General features: G+C 41.0%; 14 protein-coding genes. 9 read left to right on the top strand and 5 right to left on the bottom strand.

What is annotated here, in order from left to right; genetic code table 11:
* Positions 1 to 373 precede the first annotated feature (373 nt).
* Together V7K50_RS19600 and holA are read right to left on the bottom strand one after the other, a co-directional pair.
* Complete coding sequence (locus tag V7K50_RS19600) at positions 374 to 859, bottom strand: DUF4168 domain-containing protein (protein ID WP_334962875.1); 486 nt, start codon at positions 857 to 859, stop codon at positions 374 to 376.
* Between the two features lie 109 nt (positions 860 to 968).
* A complete protein-coding gene (holA, locus tag V7K50_RS19595) occupies positions 969 to 1,958 on the bottom strand; it encodes a DNA polymerase III subunit delta (protein ID WP_334962873.1) in 990 nt (329 codons plus the stop codon).
* Positions 1,959 to 2,162: 204 nt separating this feature from the next.
* Here holA and V7K50_RS19590 point away from each other — a divergent pair, with 204 nt between their 5' ends.
* From V7K50_RS19590 to V7K50_RS19580, 3 genes are all read left to right on the top strand, one after another.
* A complete protein-coding gene (locus tag V7K50_RS19590) occupies positions 2,163 to 2,951 on the top strand; it encodes a DUF1868 domain-containing protein (RefSeq protein ID WP_334962871.1) in 789 nt (262 codons plus the stop codon).
* Positions 2,952 to 3,162: 211 nt separating this feature from the next.
* Positions 3,163 to 3,519 (top strand): hypothetical protein, encoded by a 357-nt coding sequence (locus V7K50_RS19585; protein WP_334962869.1) that lies wholly within the window; start codon positions 3,163 to 3,165, stop codon positions 3,517 to 3,519.
* The gene (locus V7K50_RS19580; protein WP_334962867.1) at positions 3,516 to 3,923 is read left to right on the top strand and encodes an HNH endonuclease; all 408 of its coding nucleotides are present in this window, start codon (positions 3,516 to 3,518) and stop codon (positions 3,921 to 3,923) included. Before V7K50_RS19585 ends, V7K50_RS19580 begins: the two co-directional genes overlap by 4 nt.
* A 147-nt stretch (positions 3,924 to 4,070) precedes the next feature.
* Here the strand turns inward: V7K50_RS19580 and V7K50_RS19575 are convergent, their stop codons facing one another.
* Entirely contained in the window at positions 4,071 to 4,850 is a 780-nt protein-coding gene (locus tag V7K50_RS19575) for an RDD family protein (RefSeq protein WP_334962864.1), read from the bottom strand.
* Positions 4,851 to 4,870: 20 nt separating this feature from the next.
* Positions 4,871 to 5,719 (bottom strand): DUF975 domain-containing protein, encoded by an 849-nt coding sequence (locus tag V7K50_RS19570; RefSeq protein ID WP_334962862.1) that lies wholly within the window; start codon positions 5,717 to 5,719, stop codon positions 4,871 to 4,873.
* Between the two features lie 80 nt (positions 5,720 to 5,799).
* Here V7K50_RS19570 and V7K50_RS19565 point away from each other — a divergent pair, with 80 nt between their 5' ends.
* The 4 genes from V7K50_RS19565 (at position 5,800) to V7K50_RS19550 (ending at position 9,112) form a co-directional block, all read left to right on the top strand.
* Entirely contained in the window at positions 5,800 to 6,765 is a 966-nt protein-coding gene (locus tag V7K50_RS19565; RefSeq protein ID WP_334962860.1) for a stage II sporulation protein M, read from the top strand.
* 234 nt (positions 6,766 to 6,999) lie between these two features.
* Positions 7,000 to 7,686 (top strand): magnesium protoporphyrin IX methyltransferase, encoded by a 687-nt coding sequence (gene bchM, locus V7K50_RS19560; RefSeq protein WP_334962858.1) that lies wholly within the window; start codon positions 7,000 to 7,002, stop codon positions 7,684 to 7,686.
* A gap of 501 nt (positions 7,687 to 8,187) precedes the next feature.
* Positions 8,188 to 8,667 carry a hypothetical protein gene (locus tag V7K50_RS19555; RefSeq protein WP_334962857.1) on the top strand — a complete coding sequence of 160 codons (480 nt, stop codon included), beginning with the start codon at positions 8,188 to 8,190 and terminating at the stop codon, positions 8,665 to 8,667.
* A 64-nt stretch (positions 8,668 to 8,731) separates the two neighbouring features.
* The gene (locus V7K50_RS19550) at positions 8,732 to 9,112 is read left to right on the top strand and encodes a DUF423 domain-containing protein (RefSeq protein ID WP_334962877.1); all 381 of its coding nucleotides are present in this window, start codon (positions 8,732 to 8,734) and stop codon (positions 9,110 to 9,112) included.
* 228 nt (positions 9,113 to 9,340) lie between these two features.
* Here V7K50_RS19550 and V7K50_RS19545 read toward each other — a convergent pair whose 3' ends face one another.
* A complete protein-coding gene (locus tag V7K50_RS19545) occupies positions 9,341 to 10,105 on the bottom strand; it encodes a nucleotidyltransferase domain-containing protein (protein WP_334962855.1) in 765 nt (254 codons plus the stop codon).
* On the opposite strand from V7K50_RS19545, the gene egtC reads away from it, so the two are divergent.
* Positions 10,104 to 10,892: an ergothioneine biosynthesis protein EgtC gene (gene egtC / locus V7K50_RS19540; protein ID WP_334962853.1), complete on the top strand. Its 789-nt coding sequence runs from the start codon at positions 10,104 to 10,106 to the stop codon at positions 10,890 to 10,892. The two genes, V7K50_RS19545 and egtC, sit on opposite strands and share 2 nt — an antisense overlap.
* A gap of 229 nt (positions 10,893 to 11,121) precedes the next feature.
* Positions 11,122 to 11,922, top strand: a complete 801-nt coding sequence (locus tag V7K50_RS19535) for an RMD1 family protein (protein ID WP_334962851.1) — start codon at positions 11,122 to 11,124, stop codon at positions 11,920 to 11,922.
* The last annotated feature ends 153 nt before the right edge of the window (positions 11,923 to 12,075 follow it).

Below are 12,075 nucleotides of genomic sequence, written 5' to 3'. Positions count from 1 at the left end.
TTACTCATTACTCATTACTCATTACTCATTACTCATTACTCATTACTCATTACTCATTACTCATTACTCATTACTCATTACTCATTACTTATTTAATTATTGAGATGTGGTGAGAAATCCAGGTATAGCCCTTTCAAGGTGACAAACGAAGATACGTTGTTTTAGTGTGATCATCATGAGTTATCCGCTCAGATTTTGGGCTTTTTGAAGATTGAAATAACCAATATTGGTTCCAAATTTCACCACCTTGAAAGGGCTAGTCCTAAACCCGTTTTAGTTTTTCTCTGCTTATATGAAACCATCGTGCTTCCCTAGGAGCGTTGGGGGAGAGGTTATTTCAGGATTACTGAATTTGTGTTCTAGACCCTTCTAGTTACCGAGACTCAGGAGGTTGTTGCAGACGTAAGAAGGTATTGTAAACCTGCTCTTTTAAACTAATATTATTATTTTGTAATTCTAGAGTAATTTTGTTGAACTTATCAATGCTCAAACCATTATCTTCGACAATTTTTTGAGCGCGAGTACAGTAAGTCGTGGCGATATCTTGAGCCTTCTTGGGAAGACCATTAAAGCTGTTAGAATCGTTACAAACAATCTTAGGAATTTCTCCATTGCCAATAAGTTTTTTAATTTCTCCAAAGGCATTTTGACGTACTGGCTCCATTGCTAGCACGGCTTGAGCGTAGCTGTTGATTTCAGTATTGTTAACTATTGGTGATGGAGTTTGAGCGTCAGCTTTGTGAGTCAATGAAAAAGCGTTGAAAATCACACCCACAGTAGCGATCGCGCCAAAAAAGAATGATTGGTAAAGGATTCGCTTTCGGCTAGATCGGTAAAATAAATTGGAAATTTTCTTCATATAGTGTGTGATACAAAACTACATCAGGGATATTATGAGGACTTTGAATTACTTTCGCCGTTGGAAGTTCCAGCAACGGCTCAATACATCAAGCTTTTATATTTGATTGTCAATTTCCTCGGCAGACTTGACAAAGTTCGATTATTTTAGTCTGGAGTGTTGACATTTCTGATGCTCCTTGCTTGAGGCTAACTTCTAACTCCAGTAGTAGGGGTAAGCAAGAAATTAACTGTTGCACAGAGAGCAGCCTGATTTCTTGCTGTAAGAAGTAGAGCCGTTTGGGATTACCGATATCAGCAGCAATAGCGATCGCTTGTTGATTGCGCTCCCCACCTTCTATCATAATCTTCACCCATAACCAGGTGCGAAATTGTCCAATCAGCGTCGCAACTATCCGTAATCCCGGTTCAGAAGCATTGCTCAAATCTGCCAATGTTGTCAAAGCTTTAGCTGTATCTCCAGTTCTGATTGCTGCTGCTAATTGTAAGCTATTTTGAGTAGTATTTCTGACTAACTTGGTCACAGTATCTACGTCTAAGGGCTTGTTGCTACCTTGGACATATAGCCGCAATTTCTCTAACTCATTGTAGAGTAATCGTGTATCATTTCCTACAGATTCTGCCAACAAATGGGCAGTATTTGCAGTCAGTTTCACGCCCACAGTCTGGGCTGCTTGAGTCACCGATTGCACCAGTAATTCTGTTTTCCAAGGGGGGATGAGGGGAAATTCTCGGAACTCGGTGGCAAACTGCTTTAACAATTTCGTCGATTTAAGGCGTTCATCAGGCTTGTTGCGACTGGTGAGCAATAAAAATGAGTTTTCGGGAATTACAGATAGCGATCGCACCAATTCTGCTAATACATTCTCTGGACAGTGCTGACACAGAGTAGTATTGATCAGCCATACCAAGCGCCCACCAGCGCCAAATGTCGGTGTCATCACCTCATTTAACCCCTGGATAGCAGCATCAGCCTGATCTGGGGAGAACGAAGTGTAATTAAAACTTATCCATTGGGGATCGAGGACGCGATCGCGCAGCATAGCGATCGCCTTCTCTATAGCAAAATCATCCTCACCCCAGTAAACATAGATTGGCATAGACTAACCTTTGGGTATCCCTTCGGCTCCGCTCAGGGCAAGTGGGCATTGGTGAAGAGTTAATATTTATAACTCTAAACTCCTAACTCCTCACTCCTCACTCCTAACTCCCCACTCCCAAAAATAAAATACTTTTAAAATCATTCTGTTAATTGCGGTAATTTTCCCTAAAATCTATCAAGTGAGAGCATGAGGCCATGAAGATTGGACGACAACTATCAAACTTACTTAAATCGGCTAGCACGACTGACGCTACCAGAAACCTACAGATCCCAAGCCCAGCATATTCAGGAATCTTCTAAATTTCAGCCAAATTCTGGGTTGAGAGAACCAGCATCCTTTCCTGGCTATACGCTAATTACCCCGCCGGCAGAAGAAGAATCACAGAACTCGGCTTTCTACGCCAAATTACAGACTTACCAACAGGAACTTTTGCAGTTGCCTGTAAACCGTAATTTGATTGTACCTGTACCTCCTGCTAGCTTACATCTGACTTTAGCGGATTTAATTTGGGACAATGCTTATCTTGATGCCTCCGAAAAAAATCCCAAATTCGATGAGGAGTTGCACTCTTGTTTAGCCGAAATGTTTCAGCAATATCAACAATTGATGACAAATAGGAGTCATCCGATTAAATGGCAAATGCTGGGACTGATACTGATGCCAAGAGCTGTAGCCGTTTGTTTAATACCCCAGGATGAACGCTGCTATGAAGAAATTATTAAATTTCGCCGAACAATTTATCAAAATCCCAAGTTAATTGCCTTGGGTATTGAGCAGCATTATCATTTGACAGCCCATGTTACATTAGCCTATTTTGGGGAGGTTCTATCTGACTTAGACCGCACAAACTTCAGCACGATGCTGTCTGAATTAAATGAAAAATGGCTGTTGGATTTGCCAGAATTTTTGATCAATCGCGTCGAATTACGGAAGTTTGATAATATGACGCGCTATTATCGGGAAACAGACTGGCCAGTTTTAGATTTTTAAGTAATTAGTAGTCAGTAGTCAGTAGTTTCCACTCACTAACCACTGACTACTGATTATTAGTTATGTTCATTATTTATGTCTTCCTGAAAATGAAGCAATTAGGGTTAGCTGATTTAGAGTAAGCAGTTGTGAAGCGTTTTTGACCATAGTAAAGATTTGTAGCTAGACTTAAACTAATAAGATTAAATTAGAAAAACAACAGAGCTAGATAATGCAAATCACTGTTGAGGTATCTGAGGAGCTAGGACAGCAATTACAGCAGTTCCCAGACCGATTACAAGAGATAGTAGAACGCGGTCTCCAAGAGTTGTTAAGCGAACAGTCTGGCAATTTTCTTGATGAGAAGGAGATTATTGGGTTGTTGGCAAGTCAGCCTACACCAGAACAAATTTTAGCAATTCGACCCTCAGCAGAATTCCAGACTCGTGTCAGTGATTTGCTAGCACAGAGTAAAGCAGGAACACTTTCAGCCAAAGGTGAAGCTGAACTAGAACGCTATCTGACCATAGAACATCTTGTGCGTATGGCAAAAGCTCATGCATTCGAGCAATTACGCCAAAACCCATGACTTATGTATCAGCCCACTTGCGGAAACTCGTAATTGAACGAGCCAAGCAAAGGTGTGAGTACTGCTTATTTCCTCAGAGTGCTGCACTATTTAGCTTTGAGATGGAACATATTATTGCCGAAAAACATCGTGGCACTACTGAGGCAGACAATCTAGCTCTCGCCTGCCCATATTGTAATCGTGCAAAGGGTACTGATTTGGGGTCAATCGATCCTGAAACGGCGAAACTAACACCTTTTTTCAATCCAAGGACTCAAAAATGGACTGATCACTTTCAGTTAAATGGGGCAGAAATCGCACCATTGACAGCAGTTGGGCGAGTAACTGTTGCAATTCTCCAATTTAATCAATCAGAGCGGTTAGAAGAACGGAAGAGGTTGGTTTCAGCAGGTCAGTATTCTTAGAATCACTAACTATTTAATTGACTTGCGTAGACGCAAAGCGGCGAGTTAAAGTGCTAACTGGGTTAACAGCAGCGCAGAGAGCAACACTCTTGGTATTAAGGCATAGGAGGAGGTTAGGACTGTTCTCATTTAAATAAAAACTCCAGCCTAAAATTCTGGTTGTTGATATCCAAGGTAAACAGCTTCTAAAAAAACATCAGGTGTAACAACTTCTGGCAACTTTTCTAAATTAAGAATAGCAACAACTTGCTCGGCTAACTTTAGAGATAGTGAGGCTCTTGCCTTTAATGACATTGCACCACGTCGCTGCAAATACTCACGAATCACAGCAAAATCATCGGGCATCAATGGTGATAAATCGGCAGTTTTTACTAACTCTTCATGGAGTACTTTAGCCCGATCTGAAATTGTCAATGTTGCAGATGCAGTGGGTGTTTGGGCTTGAATGACAATTGTGCCAGCAACCAAATCACCTAAGCGTTTTTCGCGGCGACCTAAGATAATTAAAAAAGCGCCAATAAACAAAGTTTCATCAAAGGGTCGCAGTAAAGCACGTAGCGTTGCTTGTTGTAGCCCGATGAGTCTACCATCATCTCGAACTACGCGAATTTTAGCAACTCGTTTACCAGGGGTTTGTCCAAACCATAAGGTTTCAAAAAATACAAAATAGCCGATGTAAATAATAAAACTAACAAGGAATGCGATCGCCATCAACCACAAAGTCACAGATGTACCGAAAATATCTACCCAAAAATCTCCTAATGGGACTGAAATAATAGACCAAGCTGTGAAAAATCCTACCAAAATCACAGCCAAAACGTGATAATCAATGAGCAAAGCCCAGGCACGATTTCCGATTCCAGCAAGAGTAAATTCTAGTTCTACGCTTTCTGGAGTATTAAATTTAACATTATTGAAAAGGTGCATAATCGTCTTTTTACTGTCGTTTAAACTTCGCGATCGCGTAACTTCAAGCCTAACCCTTCACGACGACTCCGCAGGTCATAGTAAATAACAGCTTTAATTGCTTGCCAAAATGGTAAAATTATTGCCCCAGTACTAAAACTTAATGCCAGGATAAACACAGCCAAAATCGGAGCAAAAATAGTAGAATTCTGATTGATTAAGGGCAAGAAAATCGCCTGAATCACAGCAGAAACAATCTGGAGAACAATTTGAGCAGGTATTGTGATCAAAAAGGCGACAAATGAGATAGCTAGAATTCGCCAGACGTAACCTTGAGTTAATTCCCAGCTACGGCTAATAGTTGATATCCCATCAACATTCTCTTCAATGGCAAGGGGCACATCTGCTAAATAGAATCGTGTAAAAAACCAAAAAATTGCCACAAGTGCCACAATACTCACCACAATGGTCAGCAAAATAAACAGAATATAGGTAGCTGGATTTGCTTGTTGTCCCAACCCTAAGAAGGCTGAGAAAAAACCAACCAAGGCAAATAAAATTACAAAACCTAAGCCAACTCCTATACCGATGAGAAACATTAACAGCATTGTCACTAAAAACTGCCACAATCGGGAATTGACGTAACGCTGACCTGACGAAATACTTTCGGGTTGATTGACCAACTCGCCAAAGGCCAAACGAGAAATCAGCGCTGAAAGAGCATAAAATTTAGCCCATCCATAAACTGGAACCAGTACCCAGACGTAAGCTTTCAGTGCTAGTAAAAAATAGTCTTTCAGGTGAGAACGATACAATCGCACCGCAGCACTGACAACATTTCCTACACTCAGTGGTTGTATCTGACCAGGAGATCCAAAGTTTTCAGACATGATGGCAAATTTCCCTTGAAAGTACGGAGGTGAATTTGAGGCTATCTTAAGCTAAGTTAAACTCAGTGTTAGCAAAATTCATGAATATTCAACGTTGGATTGCGCGACGAGAACCGAATTGGCAACGTCTGGATGCCCTATTAAGGCAGATAGAAAAAAAAGGGTTAAAATCTTTACGGGCAGCAGAAATTAGAGAGTTAGCGAGTTTGTATCGTTCAGTGGCGGCAGATTTGGCACGCGCCCGCACTCAGCAAATCGGCAATACTTTGATCCAAAGTTTACAATCTTTAACAACTCGTGCCTATACGCAGATTTACCAAGGTTCCCCGCGCCAGGAATGGCAGGCAATTTTAAAATTTTACCGATGGGGATTACCTGATGTAGTCCAGAAAACATTTGTATACATTGCGGCGGCAACGGCGCTGTTTTTATTAGGGGCATTAGTGGCTTGGTGGTATTCCTGGCAAAACCCCAGCTTTATGTCGTTGATCGTACCTGAAAGCTTGATTAACAAGGTGCGAGATGAGCATAAATTATGGATGGGGTCAATTGTCGGCGTTGAACCTCTGGCATCGAGCAGTATCATGATCAATAATTTGTCAGTGTCTTTTGGGGCTGTTGCTGGTGGCATCACCTTTGGGGCATCCACAGCTTATTTGATGATATTTAATGGTTTATTAATTGGTGCTGTTGGTACTTTAGTTAGTCAAAATAATCTCGCTTATCCTTTTTGGGCTTTTGTGTTGCCGCATGGTTCTTTGGAATTACCCGCCATCTTTTTTGCTGGGGGTGCGGGATTTTTATTAGCCAGAGCAATTTTATTTCCTGGTAAATATCGCCGTGGGGATGCACTGAAATTTTACGGTTCTCAAGCGGTACAACTAGTATTTGGGATTGTACCAATGTTGATTATTGCTGGTGCGATCGAAGGCTTCTTTTCTCCTAATCCCAGCATACCTGATGCAATTAAATATCTGGCAGGAATGGGATTGTTTGTACTTTTGGTAATGTATTGTAGCCGCAAGCAAACATCAGCAGTGCGATGACGGTAAAATTTGAAAATACTGAAATTGTTACCTACCAAAAACTTTTAGTGAAATTATAAAGTAATTGAATGATAGCTTTTTCAAAAAATAGCGCTTCTCATTTCAATGATTAGAGACGCACATCTGTACACCCCTACTTCTGGGCACCATATCTAGAAAAATCTGGAAGACCGCTCTTATGGGTTCCTATCAATGATAATTTTAAGCATTGGGAACCCCTAAAAATCAAAGTTTATGAACGTAGCCGACGACAAAACGATTGTTCGCGAGTATTTCAATTCCACAGGGTTTGACCGTTGGAAGCGAATCTATGGCGATGGCGAAGTCAACAAAGTTCAACTAGACATCCGCAATGGACACCAGCAAACCGTGGATACAGTTCTCGGTTGGCTGAAGGCTGATAACAATTTACCAGAGCTATCAATCTGTGATGCTGGGTGTGGTGTCGGTAGTCTCAGCATCCCTCTGGCGGTAGATGGTGCCAAAGTCTATGCCACCGATATTTCTGAAAAAATGGTGGAAGAAGGAAAGGATAGGGCGAAGCAAACTTTGGGAAATACTGAAAATCCCACTTTTGCTGTGCAGGATTTGGAATCATTGAGTGGTAGCTACCATACTGTTATTTGCTTGGATGTTCTCATCCACTACCCCCAAGAAAAAGCCGATGAGATGATATCTCACCTCTGTTCTTTAGCACAATCGCGGATAATTCTCAGTTTTGCGCCGAAGACCTGCGCCCTAAGTATACTCAAGAAAATTGGCAGTTTCTTTCCTGGGCCAAGTAAAGCCACTCGTGCATATTTACACCGTGAAGCTGATGTGGTAAGAATCTTGGAAAGTAATGGCTTTTGTTTGCAAAGAAAGGCGATGACTAAGACTCGCTTCTATTTTTCCCGCATACTGGAAGCTACACGTAATTAAGGTGAAAACCGCAGCAAGGAAACTACTAAGGTGAATTCTAGTAATAAATTTACCATAGCCGTTGGTTTCGACTACTTCGACTTCGCTCAGTACAAGTTCGCTCAACCAACTGAGTGGCCGAGAGTTGAGCGACTTGTGCCGAGCCTGTCCTGAGCGTAGCCGAAGGGCGGAGCCGAGGTAAGTCGAAACTCGTAAACATGGTATTTTTTTAATCAGAAATCACCTAAGCTGTTACGTATACAACTTGCATTATCAGGGCGTTCATGTTGCCCACCCCACAATCATATTGAAAAAATATTAGTGCAAATTAAAGGCGCAACAGCTTATACCTTTGCTGCGATTTAAGAATCTCAAAGGAGAATTATCAGAAAGGAAGCGTGATTCCAGTAATTAGCCAGAATATACCTCTAGTCAGATGAGTTTTATTCTTGGAAGCTGAACTGGAACCTTTGCGAAAGTCAGGTTAAAATCACTAGCAAAGTGTAAATCTGATGTGAAACTATGAAGACTGCTGAAAAATTAGCCGCCGGCTGGCTACTGACACTCGGATTCATGTTTTTAATGCTATCAGCAACGGCGGCATTGGAAAAATTTGCTACACGTAAGGTGTACATACCAGTGAAAGATGCGTATGAATTTACTGCACCAAATGCTACTTACCAAGATGACAATAGTGCTGTCGGTGGTCTAATTTTTGGCGTTCCTACCCTCACACTGGGCACATGGTTAGCATTGGGATTGTACCGTCAAAGCCGACAGGAGAAAAAGGTGCTTAATCAACAAGTTAGCGATCGCCTGCAATCGATTTTTTATGAGATGCTACAAGAGAATCAGGGTCGCTTAACTGTTTTAGGCTTTGCGATGCAATCACAGCTACCCGCAGCCCACGCCAGACAATATTTAGATGAAAAAGCTAAAGAATTCAATGCAAACTTTCAGGTGAACGAAGAAGGGGCTGTATCATATCATTTTGATGTCTAATTGTCATTGGTCATTTGTTATTCACTAATGACTAATGACCATCTTCAATTTACGGCTAAGTCTAATGACGCAGATTTTTTTGAGCATAGCTGCCATTTTAGGCGGCTTGTCAGTTACTGCTGGTGCTTTTGCTTCTCATGCATTACGGGAAAAGATTAGTGAGCGATCTCTAGAAATTTTTGAAACTGGCGCTCGTTACCAAATGTATCACGCTCTGGCACTTTTTTTAGTAGCACTACTAATTAGTCGCACCGAATTTCCTCAACCCGCCCTCATCGCCAGTGGATGGTTATTTATCATTGGTATTGCTATTTTCTCAGGAAGTTTGTACGCTCTTAGCTTAACTGGTGTAAAATCCTTGGGTGCAATTACACCAATAGGCGGCGTAGCCTTTCTTGCCGGTTGGGGTGCTTTAGCTTTTGCTGCTTGGAATCTCAAGTTTTAAAGAAGTTAGGAATTAAGAGTTAGAAGTTATCACTTAGGGACTAACAAATAAAAAAACATCCCAAATTTTTTGTGGGATGGGTGTCCCCAGCCGTCCCAGATTTAGAGCGCTCATGTTTCCCACCCCACAAAATGGATAATTTATTTCTTGTCAGTGCCTTAACAACTCTTAATTCCTATCTCCATATCCGCCAGATAACAGCCAGAAAATGAGTTATGAATTCTCAGTTTATAATTTATAATTACCCACTCTCAGCCTTACCAAAAAATTATGCAAAGCCATATTAGCTGAAGGTGCTTCAGGTAATGGACTGGATTGATATGCTTCTTGCAACTTATTACGCAGACGTTCATATTCTCTTTGATGAAAATCTACATTAATATCTGACAAAATAGACCTTTCTGTACCTGCTAATTTTTGCGCGATTAAATCAGGAATATATGGTAAATTAAAAACCTCATTAAGCTTAATTAAATTAGCTTCAATTATCCCTGTCTGCATCAGATAAATTCCAGTTAATAAGACTCGATATACATAAAGTAATGGCTTGATGCGATGGGTATGTTCTTTCTCAAAAAGTTTCCATTGGGTTGCAGAAAAACCCAGATAATGGTAACTATGATGACGGGTAATACAATTTTGGGCAATAACTTTCAACTCTTCATGTTCTGGTGAAGTTGTCAATATTAAAGGAGAATACAGTTGTTCTAACACATAACCATTCTTTTTAAGTAGCATCAAAAAGAACTTTTTGACATCATGAGTGACTAAATCAATTTCTAAAGACTGGCGAACTTCTGAAACTTCAATAGTTTCATTCTTAGTTTCTAATCCCACCACTTCTTGAACTGGTAAGATATGCACACCACGCAAATCATAATCAGAATCAGGTGACGGAAAACCATATAAGTGGGAACCACTAATGATGGTGAATAAAAACGGGTAAGGCTGTTGCCCAATAATTGTGCTAATAGAAGGTGGAATATTCATCATGTGCCGTTTACTTGCTTACCTCGGTTCGCCTATTTCCTTGGAATCTCTTCTATATAAACCAGAACACTCACTGATAGTCCAGAGTTATCAACCCCGCGAAATGACCTCCGGGTTGGTAAATGCAGATGGCTTTGGTGTGGGCTGGTATCATATTCAAAAAGATATCGAACCTTTTATCTACAAAAATACCCTACCTATTTGGAATGATATAAACCTACCCAGTCTCAGCCGTTACGTTGAATCAAAGTGTGTACTTGCTTATATCCGCAGTGCTACACCAGACGAATCGGTAGATTTTGTTAATTGTCAGCCCTTTAACCATCAACAACAGCTATTTATTCACAATGGACTAATCGAAAATTTCCGCAAAACATTACACAGAAAAATCCGCAGCACTTTAACCCAAGATTTTTACGAACAAATTAATGGCAATACTGACTCTGAACACATTTTCGCATTGTTGCTTTCACAAAGTCAAATTAACAAACATCGACCTCCAGAATCTGCTTTACGCACCACATTATTAACGCTATCGGAGATGGCAAAACGCTATCAAGTAGAAGCCTCACTCAATATAATCTCTACTGACGGACATCGCCTAATAGCTTCTCGCTTTGCTACCACTTCACCACCTCCATCTCTTTACTGGATACGAGATGATCCGACTTTCCCCAAATCTGTAATTATTGCGTCTGAACCTCTATTTAGAGGTAATTGGATTCCTTTTCCAGAAAATAGCATCATTAGTGTGGGAGCAGACTGTGAGATCCAAATTGAGCAAATCTAGTGCGAAAAAGTCTTAGTTATCTTGCTTATCAAAACTCAAAAATCAGTACTCTCAAGAGAAATGATTAAAATCTCATCTGGTGAATTTTAGCAGGGGAGAATGATTGATTTTGAACCCTGGGACAGGTTTTTGCATCAGTATAGCTGAAATTTTAGTGATCTCCAACAACAGGCATCAATTGCGATCGCTACCCGGTAGTAAAACAGGCAAAATATAGCCAATGGTAACAATGCAAAAACTCCTTTTTCATGACAAAGATAGATTTAGAGCGCAAGCCCTATTCCTGGGTAAAGATATTAACTTACAGATGTTGGAGAATTACATTTGCTTGGCGACGATGCCAGTAATGGTTACAGTCGGTGAACAAGGTTGTGCGGTACTTCTGGGCTATGGTGCAGTTGTGCTGTTTAATCTTGAGCCTGGGGAAAAGGTAGCCTTCTTGACCAAACTATCCTCTCAAGTTCGTGACTCTTTTGCCAACCCGGAAACAGAAGAAGTGGAAATTCATCTCAACGTTGGCGAGAGTGAGCGAGTTAAAGAAGGAAAAATTTTGCTCCATGAATTTAGTGTAGAACGCTTGCAGATAGTCGCTGATATTCTCGCCAAGAGTGTTGTGCTGTCTCATTATGAAACTAGCCTAGCGACTGTATTTGATCAAATTGAACCCTTTGCAGCTAGTCTCCAGCGTGAAAACAGAAGTGGGCGCCAAAGTCGGGAATTACTGCGTCAACTTGGGACTACCCTATTAGTTCAACATAAGATTGTGGGTCGAGTCGAGATTATCGATAAGCCGGAGTTGCTCTGGGAATCCCCACAGCTAGAAAACTTATATCTGCGTTTGGAGGATGAATACGAAATCCGTGAGCGTCACAGCGCCTTGGAACGCAAACTAGAGTTAATTTCCCAAACCGCCCAAACAGTGTTGGAGTTCATGCAGCATAGCAGTAGCCAGCGAGTAGAGTGGTATGTGGTAATTCTGATTGTGGTGGAAGTTCTGCTGTCAGTTTACGACATCCTTTTCAAAAGCTAACCCTAAATTTTGAGACGGTAAATAAGCTGTCGCGCAAATAAGATTGCACAACTAGGGCGCTCATGTTGCCCACCCCACAAGAGATTTATTTTTGGAGGATGCAAATCTAAAAGATTTTTAGCTTATCATCGGTTTACATCCCACCAGGTGATG

This window comes from Nostoc sp. (assembly GCF_036917135.1).
In the GTDB taxonomy this organism is placed as follows: domain Bacteria; phylum Cyanobacteriota; class Cyanobacteriia; order Cyanobacteriales; family Nostocaceae; genus Nostoc.
This window is presented reverse-complemented; position numbering and strand designations above follow the sequence as displayed.